Source organism: Erythrobacter oryzae (assembly GCF_030271515.1).
Taxonomy (GTDB): Bacteria; Pseudomonadota; Alphaproteobacteria; order Sphingomonadales; family Sphingomonadaceae; genus Erythrobacter; species Erythrobacter oryzae.
Genome location: NZ_JASCXI010000005.1, coordinates 184,984 through 198,680, shown reverse-complemented (window position 1 = coordinate 198,680; position 13,697 = coordinate 184,984). Strand labels below are relative to the sequence as shown.

Here is a 13,697-nt window from a genome sequence, read left to right as displayed (position 1 = left end):
ACCCCCGAAGTTAACCTTCGTCGGTCTCGTCGAGCAGCCAGTTGGGATCGCGCGCGGTGACATTGCGCGAGAAGGTCCAGACATCGCGGCTCTCGATCGCATCGTCGAGCGAGCCGGCGATCACGGTGCCGTCTTTGTCGCGCGTGACCGCGGCGATGTCGGCGACGAACAGCAGCGCGATGCGCGCGGTCTTGCCGTCGAGCGAGGCCGAGTGGATCCGCACTTCCTCGATCCGGATCAGCTTGTTGTCCATCGTCTCGCCCGCCGCCTCGCGCGCGTCGATAGCGGCGACGAAACCGGCATAGACATCATCGTCGCACAGCTCGCGCAGGGTCTCGCGGTCGCCCTTCCAGAAGGCTTCGAGGATCATGCGGTAGGCACCGCGCGCGCCGTCGAGGAACTGCGCGAGGTTGAACTTGCTGTCGGCTGCGGCGATTTCGCGCAGCGCCCGCTCGACCGCGGGCATCACGCCTTCGAGCTCGGCCGCGCGCGGGGGCTGCACGGGGGCGGGCATCGCGGCCGGGCGAACCGCGGGCGGCTCGTCCGCCTCGAAACGCTGCGGCACCGGCTCCTCTTCCTGCTCGGCGCGCCGGCCGAGCACCGAATAGAGGCGCAGGCCGAGAAACGCGGCCACCATGGCAAGGAGAACGATTTCGAGCACTGGCACAATCCGATCGTCGCATCTGGCGCGGGTGGGAGGAACCGCCGCGCCATTTTGAGAAACAACACCCTGCCTTAAATAGGGAGTCATTACAATTCGCCAACGCCCGATAGGTTGCGGTGCGGGGCAAATGAAATCGGCACGGCGCGCAGTTGCGGCGACCCCGCGCCCCTGCTAGGCGCGCCCGCAGGCGGCCAGCGCGCGGTTTTCGTGCAGCGGGCGCATCACCGATTACTCATTTTGAAAGACTGGCAAGACCATGGCCGAAGAAGAAGGCGTCCTCACCAACCTCGACAACACCGGGCCGCAGCCGAACGGCGAAGACACCAGCCCTGCCGTCGGGATCATCACCCAGTACGTGAAGGACCTCTCGGTCGAGAACCCGGCCGCGCCCGACGTCTTTCAATGGCCCGAGCCGCCGCAGATCGACGTGCAGTTCAACATCGGCGCCGAAAAGATCAGCCCCGATGTGCACGAGGTGACGCTCAAGCTGACGCTCACCGCCGCCTCGCAGCGCGGCACGATGTATATCGTCGACCTCGCCTATTGCGGCCTCGTCGGCATGCGCAATGTGCCCGAGGAGCAGGGCCACGCCTTCCTCTATGCCGAAGCGCCGCGCCTGCTGTTCCCCTTCGCCCGCCGCGTCGTTGCCGATGCCGTGCGCGATGCGGGCTTCCCGCCGCTGATGGTCGATCCGGTCGATTTCGGCGGGATCTACGCCCAGCAGCTCGCCGCGCGCCGTGCCGAGGAAGCCGCGGGCGGCGATCCGATCGCGCCCGTTACCGGCAACGCGTGAGCATAGCGCCCGGCAGGGGGCTGGCGCGATGAGCCTGATCAGGCCATGAGTCTTATCAGAAACGTCGGCACGATCGGCGGGCTGACGGCGGTGAGCCGGGTGTTCGGCTTTGCCCGCGACATCCTGCTCGCCCGCGTCTTGGGCGCAGGGCTGGCGGCGGATGCCTTCCAGCTCGCCTTCACCCTGCCCAACACCTTCCGCCGCCTGTTTGCCGAGGGCGCCTTCAGCGTCGCCTTCGTGCCGCTTTACAGCCGCGCGCTCCACGGGCGCGACGGCGAGCCGGGGAGCGAGGAGGCGGCGACCCGCTTTGCCGACGATGTGCTGAGCGTGTTCATGTGGGTGCTGCTCGCCTTCAGCGGCGTGTGCATGATTGTCATGCCGGGGCTCGTGTGGCTGCTGGCGCGCGAATATGCCGCGGTGCCGGGCAAGTTCGAGCTTTCGGTGCTGCTCAGCCGGGTGACCTTCCCCTACCTGTTCTTCATCAGCCTTGTCGCCATGCTCTCGGGCCTGCTCAACGCGCGCTCGCGCTTCGGCCCCGGCGCGGCGGCGCCGGTGCTGCTCAACATCTTCCTGATTTCGGGCATTCTGCTCGGCGATCGCTTGCGCGGAGACAGCGGCGATGATGTGGTGGTGGTGCAGATCCTCGCCGCCGCCGTCTCGCTGTCGGGGCTGGCGCAGCTGGTCTACCTCGCGTGGGAGACCCGCCGCGCGGGCGTGCGCCTGAAGGTGCAGATGCCGCGCTTCACACCGGAGGTGAAGAAGCTCGGCCTGCTCATCTTGCCCGCGACCTTCGGGGCGGGGATCTACCAGATCAGCCAGCTGGTCGACACCTTCTTTGCCACCTCGCTGCCGCAGGGATCGCTGACGCTGCTGAAGCTCGCCGACCGGCTGAACCAGATGCCGCTCGGGATCGTCGGGATTGCGCTCGGCACCGCGATCCTGCCGATGCTGAGCCGCCACATCCACACCGGCGACAATGCCGAGGCGCAGCGGTTGCAAGGCAACGCCTTCGAGATCGCGACCCTGCTCACCCTCCCCGCCGCCGCCGCCCTGGCAGTGTGCGCGCCCGCCTTCTGCACGGCGTTCTTCGTGGGCGGCAAGTTCACCATGGAAGACGGCGCGCTGATGGCGAACATCGTCGTCGCGCTGGTCGCAGGCCTTCCCGCCTATGTGATCGTCAAGGTGCTGAACCCCGGCTTCTTCGCGCGCGAGGACACCCGCACGCCGGTCTGGACCGCGCTCGCCTCGCTGATCTTCAACATCGCGGTGAACCTCTACGTGGTCGAGCGCTACGGCATCGTCGGCCTCGCGGGCGCGACCGCGGCCTCGGCGAGCCTCAACTGCCTGCTGCTCTACGCGATCCTGCACCGGCGCGGCTGGTTCCACTTCACGCCCAAGCTGGTGAGCCGCATCGCGCGCCAGCTGATCGCGACGGGCGCGATGACCGGCGTGCTGTGGTTCCTGATGCCGCTGATGACCGAGCGCTATGCGGGCAACCTGTTCGAGAAGCTGTGGTCGCTCACCGCGCTGGTCGCAGCGGGCGGCGCGGTGTTCTTCGGCGCGGCCTTCGCGGTCGGCGCGCTCGACAAGGACCTTATCGGCCAGCTACGGCGGCAGCGACCGGCCCGCACCAAGGCCGATGACGAGATACTGGAGGTTGAATAACATGCGCGTGGTCTCCGGCATCCAGCCGACGGGCAATCTGCATCTGGGCAATTACCTGGGCGCGATCCGCAACTGGGCGGCGATGCAGGATTCGCTGGAGCCCGGTTCCGAGGCGCTGTTCTTCCTCGCCGATCTCCATGCCCTCTCGCAGCCGCATGATCCGGCGACCCTGCATCAAGGCACGCTCGAGATGGTCGCGGCGCTGGTGGCCTGCGGGATCGACCCTGATCGCTCGGTTCTGTTCAATCAGGCGCAGGTGCCCCAGCACGCCGAACTCCAATGGCTTTTGAACGGCACGGCCCGCATGGGATGGCTGAACCGCATGACCCAGTGGAAGGACAAGGCGGGCAAGAACCGCGAAGGGCAGTCGGTCGCGCTCTTCACCTACCCCGTGCTCCAGGCCGCCGACGTGCTGCTCTACCAGGCGACCCATGTGCCGGTGGGCGAGGACCAGAAGCAGCACCTCGAGCTCGCCCGCGACATCGCGCAGAAGTTCAACAACGACTTCGCTTCGGAGGACGCCCCCGTCTTCACCCTGCCCGAGCCGATCATCCCGGCCGAGGCGGCGCGGATCATGTCCCTGCGCGACGGCAACGCCAAGATGTCGAAGTCGGACCCCTCCGACATGAGCCGCATCAACCTTGTCGATGATGCCGACACGATGGCGCAGAAGATCAGGAAGGCGAAGACCGATCCCGAGCCGCTTCCATCCGAAGAGGCTGGGCTTGAAGGGCGGGCAGAGGCGAAGAACCTCGTCGGCATCTACGCCGCGCTGTCGGGCGAATCGGTGGAGGCGGTGCTGGCGCAATATGGCGGTCAGGGCTTTGGCGCGTTCAAACCCGCGCTGGCCGATCTGCTGGTCGCCAAACTCGGCCCGATCCGCGACCGCTTCGTGGCGCTGAAAGAGGATCGCGAAGCCCTTGACGCGATCCTCGCCCGCGGGGCCGCCAAGGCGCGCGAGCGCGGCACGCCGACGCTCGATGCCGCCTACAAGGCGCTGGGGCTGGTGCGACACTAGGCATTTGCGACGAAGTGCTTGTTACTATCGACGGATATTCAATTGCCGTTCATTCGCGCGTAATAGAGTATCCCGGGTAAAGGCCGTTGCCTTCATTGCAATGGCCGCCAGACAGAGGTTGTGCCATCATGCCTTCGATGAAGACTTTCAATCGCCTCGCCCTCCCCGTCGCTCTCGCCCTCGGGCTTTCGGCCTGCGCCACGCCGTTCAAGGCGGACGTCTCGCGCTTCGCCGTGCCGCTGCCTGCACCTGCAGGCCAGACCTTCGCGGTCGTGGCGGAAGACCCCAAGCTGGCCGGCGGGCTCGAGTTCGCGAACTATGCCAACGCGGTCGCCGCCGAGCTGACCGAGCTCGGCTATACCAAGGCTGCCTCGCCCGAGACCGCCGACATGCTGGTGCGCTTCGACTACCGCGTCGATGGCGGGCGTGAGCGCGTGCGCACCGATCCGGGCGTCGGCGCCGGCTTCGGCCCGTGGGGCCGTTGGGGCGGCTGGGGCGGTTGGGGCGGCGGCTGGGGTGGCGGCTGGGGCTTCGGCTTCAACGACCCCTTCCTGGGCGGCCCCAATGTGCGCAGCTACACGATCTACACCAGCGGCGTCGACGTGAAGATCGACCGCCGCGCCGATGGCCAGCGCCTGTTCGAAGGCAAGGCCGAGGCGGTGTCGCGCTCGAACCGCCTGCCGCGCCTCGTGCCCAACCTCGTGGACGCGCTGTTCACCGGCTTCCCCGGCAATTCGGGCGAGACCGTGCGCATCACGATTCGCGACGACAGCGAAAAGACCGTGCGCGCCGTCGATTGATGGTGTAGGACACTCCGCAAGAGACCCTTGGACGGGAACAAAGAGAGGCGGCGCAGGGGATCGCGCCGCCTTTTTTGTTGCCTGCTTCACGCGTATGATCCGCAGTGTGATCCGTCCCGCCCTCCTTGCTCTGATCGCTCTCGTTGCCCCGGCCGCCACCCTGGCGCAAACAGCGCCGGTGCCGCTGTCGCCCGATACCTGGCCCCGTAACATCGACGGGATGTGCGACTGGCACGCTTGCGATGAAGGCGGCTCGGTGCGCTTCGCCCTTGCCGTGACACGCGATGGCCGGGTCAGGGCGTGCGAGATCGTCGAGAGCAGCGGCAATGCGCGGCTGGACGAGAACACCTGCCGGCTCCTCACCCGCTATGCGCGCTTCGCCCCCGCGCGCGACAAGCGCGGGAAGGCGGTTGCGGGCCGCTATGTGCAGTGGATGCACTGGAAGGTGCCCGAAGCCCCGGCCTCGCTTGAGACCGGGGCGCAGGCAGACCGGCCCTAAAGCCTCACCATTCGTTCGCCCGCCGCGCGCCCTCGGCGCTCTGGATCCACGGCAGGCGGGTGTAGCGGGCTGCGGCCCGGCGGCGGGTGGCGGTTTCGTCCTCGCGGCCAATCCCCTGCCGCGTGCGATGCTCGCGCAGCAGTTGGGCGAGCAGCAATTGCCCGAAAGCCCAGTCGTCGATCCCGCTGTCCGCGTTGATATGCCCGATCGAGCCCGCATAGGCGAAGGTCGCGCCCCAATCGGCGGCAAGGCCGCGCGCATTGCGAAGCGAGCAATAGGGGTCGTTCTCGCTCGCGGCGAGGAAGGCGGGGAAGGGCAGCGCGCGGCGCGGCGTCGGGGCGAAGCGGGCGATCCGCTCGTCCACCCCCGCGCGCTCGGCATCGGGCGGGGCGACCAGCAGCGCGCCGACCACGGGGTTGCCATAGGCGGGCTGCTCGTATTCCGCCCACCAGGCGACCGCATGGCAGCCGAGCGAGTGCGCGACGAGGATCACCGGCCGCCCGGCGCGGTGCACCGCGAGGTTGATCTTGTTCACCCAGGTGTTGCGATGCGGATCGTCCCACATCCCGAGCTCGACCCGCTCGGCATCGGGGATCTGCGCCTCCCACTGGGTCTGCCAGTGATCGGGGCCGCTGTTGCCGAGACCGGGGATGATGAGGATCAGCGGATCATCGGCAAGCCGCTCGGGGGTGAGTTCGAGAGAATGGGTCTGGGTAATGGCCATGTCGGCGCTCCTTCAAAGGGCGTTGATGACCGTCCATTGGTATGGTCCGACTCTGGCGAAGATAACTCAACTTATTTGGTTGACAAGAGGCTGGCGACGGGAGCGGGGGATTTTGCGGCGAGTTGTGGTGCGGTTGGACTGACGGGCCGGCGCAGCGGCGAAGGCTCAGCTTTCGAGGCCGAACAAGCTTTCCTGATAAATCTGCATACGCGAACCTTCCGACCATGCAAAGAGATCGGCGCCGCCGTTTTGTGGCCTGATGGACGGATCCGGTTAGGAGGTCGGCCTAATCAGGGCACGCTTTGCTCAAATTGAGGCTTCGAACGCGTATACTCTTGGGGGGTCAAAGCCAGCGGCATTCTACGGTCATCATACCATGCCAGTGTTTCGAGAGCAGCAGAGCGGACACTATTATAGTTGTCGAAGACACAACCAACATAGGCCTCATCACGTGCAAATTTAAATATGCTAGAATTACACTGAACTTCAAAATTTGTAACCGATATTGACGAGCTTGCGGTAACCTTCGATACCTCTAAAATCTCGTAGTAAAAAACTGGATTTTTATCTTCTACTCTTATCTCAAGTTCTATTAAATAATGTCTAACAAAACCGGGGACCGAAGGGTCATTTCCCCATATTTCAGATGATACTTCTTCTTTTTCTTCACGGAGTAAATCAACTGTAGCGCGATATGATTTCTCACCTAACTCTTTAGTGTTTATTGTTAGAACCTTGCTCTCGTCCTGTGTCAAAAAGAACTCCTGGTCATCAGTGAAAAACGATCCAGTAAACTCGAACGAGTCGCGTTCAGCAGCAGGCATTAATGACCGATCCGAGACCCAGCATCCGCTGAGTGCCAAACAGAAGATGAGAAGAGTTACAAGTCGAATAGGCATAGCCATAGGCTCCGAGAATACCTTCGTATTCGAAGACTTAACCGATCCGAACAAAGAGAGCAACGAACGCCTTAAAGCCCGGCGTGCCCCCCGGTCGACCCGAAACCACTCTCGCCCCGCTCGGTCGCGTCAAGCTCCGCGACCTCGTCCCACGCTGCCTGCACCACCGGCGCGAGCACCAGCTGGGCCACGCGGTCGCCGCGCTGAATCGCGAAGGGCTCACTGCCGAGGTTGATCAGAATCACCTTCAGCTCGCCGCGATAGTCGCTGTCGATCGTGCCGGGGGTGTTGGGCACCGAGATGCCGTGCTTCAGCGCCAGCCCCGAGCGGGGCCGCACCTGGATTTCGAAGCCTGCGGGGATCGCCATCGAAAGGCCCGTGGCGACCGCGTGGCGCGCTCCCGGGACAAGGGTCACGTCCTCGGCGCTCACCACGTCCATCCCCGCCGCGCCGCTGGTGGCATAGGCGGGGAGCGGAAGGCCCTCGCCGTGCGGCAGGCGCTTTACCTCAACCTTGACGCTCACTCAGCCGCCTCCGCGTGGAGCGCGGCGGCGATGCGTTCGACCAGCGCCATCGCGACGGCAGACTTGGGCATTTCGTCGAGCGTCTCGACCCCCTCCGCGGTGACGATGGTGACGCGGTTCAGATCGCCGCCCATCACGCTGCCCGACACGTCGTTGGCGACGATCCAGTCCGCGCCCTTGCGCTTGCGCTTGGCCTTGGCGTTGTCGAGCACCTTCTCGGTCTCGGCCGCAAAGCCCACCACGAGGCCGGGGCGATGGCTGCCTGCCGACAGGTTGATCAGGATGTCGGGGTTCTCGGTCAGCATCAGCACGGGCGGCGCGGATTCGCGCTTCTTGATCTTGCGGCCCTGATAGTCGCGCGGCCGCCAGTCGGCGACGGCGGCGACCATCACCGCGACATCGGCGGGCAGCGCGCGGCGGACGGCCTGCTGCATCTCGTGCGCGCTCTCGACATCGATGCGGCTGACGCCCGCGGGGGTCTTCAGCGCGACCGGCCCCGCGACCAAAGTCACCCGCGCGCCAAGCGCGGCCGCGGCGGCGGCGATCGCGAAGCCCTGCTTGCCGCTCGAGCGGTTGGCGATGTAGCGCACCGGGTCGATCGCCTCCCAGGTCGGCCCGGCGGTGACCAGAACGTGGCGGCCGTGGAGCGGGCGGTGTGCGGGCTCGAGAGCGAAATCCTCGCCCCCGGGCACTTCGCCGAGCTCGTCCTCGATCTCCTCGGGCACCTCGGGTACGGCGGGCAGCGGGGGGGCCTTGCGGGGGTCGATCAGGTGATTGACCGCGCCCGCATCCATTGGCGGCGCGGCCCCGGCCTTGCCCTTGCGCGCGAGCAGCGGCCCGGCGAAATCGGGGTTGAATTCGGGCGCGGGCTCCTCGGGCAGCAGGTCCTCGGGGATCGTCTCGGGCAGATCTTCGTATTCGGCCTCGATCTCGTCATGGGTGCGCTTGGCGGTCGAGCGCGGGATGATGCGCGAGAAGAACCCGCTGAGCCCGCCTTCGGGCATGGCGGCGGCGCCGTCGTCCTCTTCCTCGGGCTCGAGCGCTTCAACTTCGATTAGCGGACCGCGTGCGGGGGCATGAGCCTCGGGCACGACCACGCCGAAATGGGCGGCGATCTCGCGCCAGATCGCCTCGGGCTCGGGCAGGCGGCCATAGCCGAACTCGCCGCAGGCCATCGCACCCTTGTCGGGGTGGAGCACGGTGACGCCCGCGGCCTTGAGCAGCCCGATATTGCGCTGGGTCGCCTCGTGCTCCCACATCCGCACGTTCATGGCGGGCACGGCCATCACCGGCTTGTCGGTGGCGAGGATCAGCGTAGTGGCAAGGTCATCGGCGATGCCTGCGGCCATCTTGGCGAGCAGATCGGCGGTCGCCGGGCAGACGACCACAAGGTCAGCCTCGCGCGACAATTGGATGTGACCCATCTCGGCCTCGTTCTTGAGGTCGAAGAGATTGGTGTAGACCTGGTTCTCGCTCAGGGCAGCGAGCGACATCGGGGTGACGAATTGCTGCCCGCCCTTGGTGAGCACGCAGGTGACGTCCCCGCCGCCCTTGCGGATCAGGCGCACCAGCTCGCAGGCCTTGTAGGCCGCGATCCCGCCGCCCACGACCAGCAGGATGCGTGGGGCAAAACCCGCTGCGTCTGCCTGCTCGCTCATCTCGCCAAATCGCCTCTCACGCCGATGCCGGGGTTCTTGCGCACATAGTGCACCCGCCTGCAATCGCAAAGTTTGGTTAAATTTGCTTTGAGATTCGCTCGGTCGCCTGCGCGAAAAGCTCGGCCAGCGCGCGCGGGGCGAAGGCGAGGCCGATGGCGTAGGCGGGCAGGATCAGCTCGACCCAGTAGTAATTCTGGGGCCGCGCGAAGAGCGCCATCATGGTGGCGAGCCCCGTGAACCACAGGGTCGCGAAGAGGCCCATGCGCCCGCCCAGGCCCGCCCAGCCGATAAGCGGCAGCACTGCCAGCGGGGCGGCGAGGATTGGCGGGAGGTGGCGCAGGCCGGTCAATTCGAGAAGTCCCGCCAGCGGCACGCCATAACCCGCACGCGCGTCCCACCCCTGCGAGGCGAGGTCGCCCGGCAGCTGCAGGGCATCGACCGCGAGCGCGTGCGCGGCAAGGCCGCCCGCGAACAGGGCCAACAGGGCGGCGAGCGCGAGCACCTCGTGCCTGCGGCCCTCGGCGAGGGCGAAGGCGAGCCACAGCACCACGAAGGGCGCCGCGAGCTCGCGCACCGCGAGCGCGGCGGCGGCGGCGAGCAGGGCAGGCCACCAGCGCTCCGGGCGCCAGACGAGCAGCGCGAGGCTCAGCAGCACCCCGGCGATGAAGTCATGGTCATACGCGGCCACCGGCGAGAGCGCCGCGCCGCCGCCTGCGGCGAGCAGCGCGGCCGCGATGACGCGCTCCTCGATACTGGCGAGCGGCACCGCCCTCCAGACGAGCGCAGCAATGGCGGCCGCGACCAGCGCCAAGGCCAGCCAGCGCACGCCGTCCGCGCCGATCGCCGCCTGCAACCATGCGAGCGTCGGCAGGCGGACCGTGACGAAAGGGCGCGTCGGGTAGCCGCTCGCCCGGTGCTCGGCGAGCGCGGCTGCGTGGTAGCCCTCGCCCGCGGCGACGCGCGCGGCGATGCGCGCATAGAGCGCCATGTCGCCCTTGGCGCGCGTGACGGAATGGGCCTCCGTGCGCGGCGCGGCGGCGTGCGCCGGCGTTGCGGACCGGTCAGCCGGCCCGCTCGTCGGCGCACGCGCCGCGCTCAAGGCCCCGGCGGCAGCCGCTGCGAGGGCAAGGGCCAGCACAAGCGCCGCCGCCCAGCGGGGCAGGTGCGGAAACGGCCGGCCCAGCGCCTCCCACCGCTCCAAGAGCGATGGCCGAGCGTCGGCCGTCATCCGATCCAGCCGAGCGCCATTGCTCCCCACAGCGCGCCCGCGCCAGCAAGGCCAGCCACGAGGTAGCCGAGCACGCCCGGCCCCTCGCGACGCTCGATGATGAGCGGGATCTCAGGGAGCGGTGGCGGCTCGGGCGCGCCGCCCTTGGGCGGGAACATTTCCTCCACGCGGCGGATCAGGCCGGGCAGGCGCAGCAGGGTCTCGGCATCGGTCTTGAGCCGGTCGGCCAGCGCCGCCTCGGGCCCCAGCTCGTCACGGATCCATTCGCGCACATAGGGCGCGGCGGTGTCCCACATGTTGATGTCGGGGTTGAGCTGCGTGGCAATGCCTTCGACCATCACCATCGTCTTTTGCAGCAGCAGCAGATGCGGCTGGGTCTGCATGTCGAAATCGCGGGTGATCGCGAAGAGCCCGTCGAGCATCTGGCCGACCGAGAGCTCCTTCACCGGCTTGCCCCGCATAGGCTCGCCCACGGCGCGCAAGGCGGTCGCGAATTCGCCGACCGAGTGGTAACTCGGCACATATTGCGCCTCGAAATGGATCTCGGCGACGCGCTGGTAGTTGCCTGTGGTCAGCCCGTAGAGGATTTCCGCCAGCCACTGGCGCGCGCGGCGGTCGATCCGGCCCATGATCCCGAAATCGATCGCGACAATGGTGCCGTCGTCCTCCACGAACAGGTTGCCCTGGTGCATGTCGGCATGGAAGAAGCCCGCGCTGATCGCCTGGGTGAGGAAGCTGATGACGAGGCGCTCGGAGATCGCGGCGAGGTCATGCCCGCGTGCGCGCAGCTCGTCGACGCGGCTGATCTTGACCCCGTCGATCCACTCGATGGTCATCACCCGGCCATTGGTGCGGTCCCAGTCGATGGTCGGGATGCGGTAGCCCGGAACGCCAGCCATCTGTTCGGCGAGTTCGCTGGCCGAGGCGGCCTCGCGCCTGAGGTCGAGCTCGGAATTGGTCCAGCGCTTGAAATTGGCGATGGTGAGGCGCGGGCGCAGGCGGCTGGCCTCACCGCCCATCGCCTCGACATGGGCGGCGGCCCATTCGTAGGTCTGGATGTCGCGCGCGAATTTCTCGCGGATGCCGGGGCGCAGCACCTTGATCGCGACCTTGCGGCCATCGGTGGTGACGCCCTTGTGCACCTGCGCGATGCTCGCCGCGCCGACCGGCTCGGGGTCGATTTCGGCGAACAGCTTGTCGAGCGGCTGGCCGAAGCTCGATTCGATCGCGGCCTTGATCTGCGCGAAGGGCACCGGCGGGAGCGAGTCCTGCAAGGACAGCAGATTGTTCGCCGCCTCCTCGCCGACGAGGTCGGGGCGGGTGGCGAGGCTCTGGCCGAGCTTGATCGCCGCCGGGCCGATGGCGCGGAAGGCCCCGGCGTAATCGCGCGGGCCCGCCTTGCCGGTCAGCGTCGCGAGCCGCGCCAGCCGCACCAGGTTGCGCAGGGCAATCGGCGCGTTGGGATCATTCTCGATCCCCACCAGCGCGCGCCTGCGGGCGAGCGTGACGCCCCAGCGCGCGAGGCGGGAGAGGTGGACGACAGACGCGGTCACTGGGTCAGATCTTCCACCCCGAGTGGATCGCCACCAGCCCGCCCATGATCGGCTCGACCTTGGTGTTGGCGAAGCCGGCCTTGCGGATCATCTGCTCGAAGGCGGGCATGGGCGGAAACTTGCGGATCGATTCGGCGAGGTAGCGGTAGGAATCGGCGTCCCCCGCGATCGCCTGCCCCATGCGCGGCAGGAGGTGTTCGGAATAGATATCGTAGGCCTCTTTCAGCCCCGACCACTCGACGGTCGAGAACTCGAGGCAGAAGAACCGCCCGCCCGGACGCAGGACCCGGAGGGCCTCGGCCAGCGCCTTGTCGATGTGGGTGACGTTCCGGATGCCGAAGGCGATGGTGTATGCGTCGAAAGTGTTGCTGGCGAAGCTGACGCTTTCGGCGTTCTGGCAGGTGAAGACGAGCGCGCCGTCCTCCTCGTCGAACCCGCGTTCGAGCGCGCGTTCGGCGCCGACGTCGAGCATGTCCTGGTTGATGTCGGCGACCGTGATGTGCGCGCCGCGTTCGGCCATGCGGAAGGCGATGTCGCCGGTGCCGCCCGCCATGTCGAGGATCTGCTCGCCCGGCTGCGGCTTCACGCGGCGCACAAAGCGGTCCTTCCACAAGCGGTGCATCCCGCCCGACATGGCGTCGTTCATGATGTCGTACTTGCGCGCGACGCTGGAGAAGACCTCGCCGACCTTGCGGGTCTTTTCCTGGGGGGTGACCTGCTGGTAGCCGAAGGAGACGGTTTCGTCGGTGTTGTCGCTCATGCGGCGATCCCTAGAGGGAATTGAGCCGGGCGCAAAGGGTGTTACAGGGCAACCCATGTGCGAAGATTGCAATGCCTGAACTGCCCGAGGTCGAGACCACCGTGCGCGGCCTCGCCGCCTTCCTCGAAGGCGAGCGGATCACGCGCGTCACGCTGAACCGTGCCGACCTGCGCCGCCCCTTCCCCGCCGATCTGGTGCAGGTGATGACCGGCGCCACCGTGAGCGCGCTCTCGCGCCGCGCGAAGTATGGCCTGCTGCACCTCGATCGCGGGGCGACGATGATCTTCCATCTCGGCATGAGCGGGCGCTGGCGGATCGATCCCGAGACGCCCGATACCCACGATCACCTCTTGCTCGAAACCGAGCGTCACCGCTTCGCCCTGTGCGATCCGCGCCGCTTCGGATCGGTCGATCTGGTGGAGACGGGAGCGCTCGAGGCCTGGCCGCAATTCGCGGCATTGGGCCCGGAGCCGCTCGGACCGGGGCTGAGCTCAGGCCATCTGAAGGCGGCGCTCAAGGGCAAGAGCCAGTCGATCAAGCTGTGCCTGCTCGACCAGCGCATCGTCGCGGGGCTCGGCAATATCTATGTGTGCGAGGCGTTGTGGCGCGCTGGCATCCGGCCCACGAAACCCGCGGGCAAGGTCACGCGGCCGCAGCTCGCCCGGCTGGTGCCCGCGATCGTCGACGTGCTCGAAGCCTCGATCCGCGACGGCGGCTCGACCTTGCGCGACTACGCCCGGCCCGACGGCGAGCTGGGCTATTTCGCCAGCTCCTTCGACGTCTATGGTCGCGAGGGCGAAGCCTGCCGCAGGGATGATGGCGGTATCATCCAGCGCATCGCGCAAGGCGGGCGCAGCACGTGGTATTGCCCCGTCTGCCAGAGGTAGGCGAGAATCGTTGACCTTTGGCGGC

General features: G+C 67.2%; 14 protein-coding genes. 6 read left to right on the top strand and 8 right to left on the bottom strand.

The features are described from left to right. Positions 1 to 10: 10 nt before the first annotated feature. Positions 11 to 667 carry a Tim44/TimA family putative adaptor protein gene (locus PFX90_RS16715; RefSeq protein ID WP_419180115.1) on the bottom strand — a complete coding sequence of 219 codons (657 nt, stop codon included), beginning with the start codon at positions 665 to 667 and terminating at the stop codon, positions 11 to 13. Positions 668 to 920: 253 nt separating this feature from the next. Here PFX90_RS16715 and secB point away from each other — a divergent pair, with 253 nt between their 5' ends. The 5 genes from secB (at position 921) to PFX90_RS16690 (ending at position 5,439) form a co-directional block, all read left to right on the top strand. Beyond that, positions 921 to 1,457 (top strand): protein-export chaperone SecB, encoded by a 537-nt coding sequence (gene secB / locus PFX90_RS16710; RefSeq protein ID WP_285713818.1) that lies wholly within the window; start codon positions 921 to 923, stop codon positions 1,455 to 1,457. A gap of 45 nt (positions 1,458 to 1,502) precedes the next feature. Further along, the gene (gene murJ, locus PFX90_RS16705) at positions 1,503 to 3,122 is read left to right on the top strand and encodes a murein biosynthesis integral membrane protein MurJ (protein WP_285713817.1); all 1,620 of its coding nucleotides are present in this window, start codon (positions 1,503 to 1,505) and stop codon (positions 3,120 to 3,122) included. A gap of 1 nt (position 3,123) precedes the next feature. Continuing rightward, on the top strand, positions 3,124 to 4,140 hold the full coding sequence (gene trpS / locus PFX90_RS16700; protein WP_285713816.1) for a tryptophan--tRNA ligase: 1,017 nt from the start codon (positions 3,124 to 3,126) through the stop codon (positions 4,138 to 4,140). A gap of 128 nt (positions 4,141 to 4,268) precedes the next feature. Then, positions 4,269 to 4,940, top strand: coding sequence for a DUF4136 domain-containing protein (locus tag PFX90_RS16695; protein ID WP_419180114.1), 672 nt, complete (start codon positions 4,269 to 4,271; stop codon positions 4,938 to 4,940). Positions 4,941 to 5,046: 106 nt separating this feature from the next. Beyond that, positions 5,047 to 5,439: an energy transducer TonB gene (locus tag PFX90_RS16690; protein ID WP_285713813.1), complete on the top strand. Its 393-nt coding sequence runs from the start codon at positions 5,047 to 5,049 to the stop codon at positions 5,437 to 5,439. A gap of 4 nt (positions 5,440 to 5,443) precedes the next feature. Here the strand turns inward: PFX90_RS16690 and PFX90_RS16685 are convergent, their stop codons facing one another. From PFX90_RS16685 to PFX90_RS16655, 7 genes are all read right to left on the bottom strand, one after another. Further along, the gene (locus PFX90_RS16685) at positions 5,444 to 6,163 is read right to left on the bottom strand and encodes an RBBP9/YdeN family alpha/beta hydrolase (RefSeq protein WP_285713812.1); all 720 of its coding nucleotides are present in this window, start codon (positions 6,161 to 6,163) and stop codon (positions 5,444 to 5,446) included. Between the two features lie 290 nt (positions 6,164 to 6,453). Further along, positions 6,454 to 6,987 (bottom strand): hypothetical protein, encoded by a 534-nt coding sequence (locus PFX90_RS16680; RefSeq protein ID WP_285713811.1) that lies wholly within the window; start codon positions 6,985 to 6,987, stop codon positions 6,454 to 6,456. Between the two features lie 146 nt (positions 6,988 to 7,133). Further along, complete coding sequence (dut, locus tag PFX90_RS16675; RefSeq protein ID WP_285713810.1) at positions 7,134 to 7,586, bottom strand: dUTP diphosphatase; 453 nt, start codon at positions 7,584 to 7,586, stop codon at positions 7,134 to 7,136. Beyond that, positions 7,583 to 9,244, bottom strand: a complete 1,662-nt coding sequence (locus PFX90_RS16670; RefSeq protein ID WP_285713809.1) for a bifunctional phosphopantothenoylcysteine decarboxylase/phosphopantothenate synthase — start codon at positions 9,242 to 9,244, stop codon at positions 7,583 to 7,585. Before PFX90_RS16670 ends, dut begins: the two co-directional genes overlap by 4 nt. A gap of 76 nt (positions 9,245 to 9,320) precedes the next feature. After that, positions 9,321 to 10,472: a hypothetical protein gene (locus tag PFX90_RS16665; RefSeq protein ID WP_285713807.1), complete on the bottom strand. Its 1,152-nt coding sequence runs from the start codon at positions 10,470 to 10,472 to the stop codon at positions 9,321 to 9,323. After that, the gene (ubiB, locus tag PFX90_RS16660) at positions 10,469 to 12,025 is read right to left on the bottom strand and encodes a 2-polyprenylphenol 6-hydroxylase (RefSeq protein WP_285713806.1); all 1,557 of its coding nucleotides are present in this window, start codon (positions 12,023 to 12,025) and stop codon (positions 10,469 to 10,471) included. The genes PFX90_RS16665 and ubiB overlap by 4 nt, the downstream gene beginning before the upstream one ends. A 4-nt stretch (positions 12,026 to 12,029) precedes the next feature. After that, entirely contained in the window at positions 12,030 to 12,785 is a 756-nt protein-coding gene (locus tag PFX90_RS16655; protein ID WP_285713805.1) for a class I SAM-dependent methyltransferase, read from the bottom strand. Positions 12,786 to 12,856: 71 nt separating this feature from the next. On the opposite strand from PFX90_RS16655, the gene mutM reads away from it, so the two are divergent. Further along, positions 12,857 to 13,672 (top strand): bifunctional DNA-formamidopyrimidine glycosylase/DNA-(apurinic or apyrimidinic site) lyase, encoded by an 816-nt coding sequence (gene mutM / locus PFX90_RS16650; protein ID WP_285713803.1) that lies wholly within the window; start codon positions 12,857 to 12,859, stop codon positions 13,670 to 13,672. Positions 13,673 to 13,697 lie beyond the last annotated feature (25 nt).

Excerpts from the sequence above, each read along its gene's own strand:
- PFX90_RS16655 (WP_285713805.1), bottom strand. The coding sequence starts at position 12,785 with ATGAGCGACAACACCGACGAAACCGTCTCCTTCGGCTACCAGCAGGTC.
- murJ (WP_285713817.1), top strand. The coding sequence starts at position 1,503 with ATGAGTCTTATCAGAAACGTCGGCACGATCGGCGGGCTGACGGCGGTG.
- PFX90_RS16695 (WP_419180114.1), top strand. The coding sequence starts at position 4,269 with ATGCCTTCGATGAAGACTTTCAATCGCCTCGCCCTCCCCGTCGCTCTC.
- mutM (WP_285713803.1), top strand. The coding sequence starts at position 12,857 with ATGCCTGAACTGCCCGAGGTCGAGACCACCGTGCGCGGCCTCGCCGCC.
- PFX90_RS16665 (WP_285713807.1), bottom strand. The coding sequence starts at position 10,472 with ATGACGGCCGACGCTCGGCCATCGCTCTTGGAGCGGTGGGAGGCGCTG.
- PFX90_RS16680 (WP_285713811.1), bottom strand. The coding sequence starts at position 6,987 with ATGCCTGCTGCTGAACGCGACTCGTTCGAGTTTACTGGATCGTTTTTC.
- PFX90_RS16670 (WP_285713809.1), bottom strand. The coding sequence starts at position 9,244 with ATGAGCGAGCAGGCAGACGCAGCGGGTTTTGCCCCACGCATCCTGCTG.
- secB (WP_285713818.1), top strand. The coding sequence starts at position 921 with ATGGCCGAAGAAGAAGGCGTCCTCACCAACCTCGACAACACCGGGCCG.
- PFX90_RS16685 (WP_285713812.1), bottom strand. The coding sequence starts at position 6,163 with ATGGCCATTACCCAGACCCATTCTCTCGAACTCACCCCCGAGCGGCTT.
- trpS (WP_285713816.1), top strand. The coding sequence starts at position 3,124 with ATGCGCGTGGTCTCCGGCATCCAGCCGACGGGCAATCTGCATCTGGGC.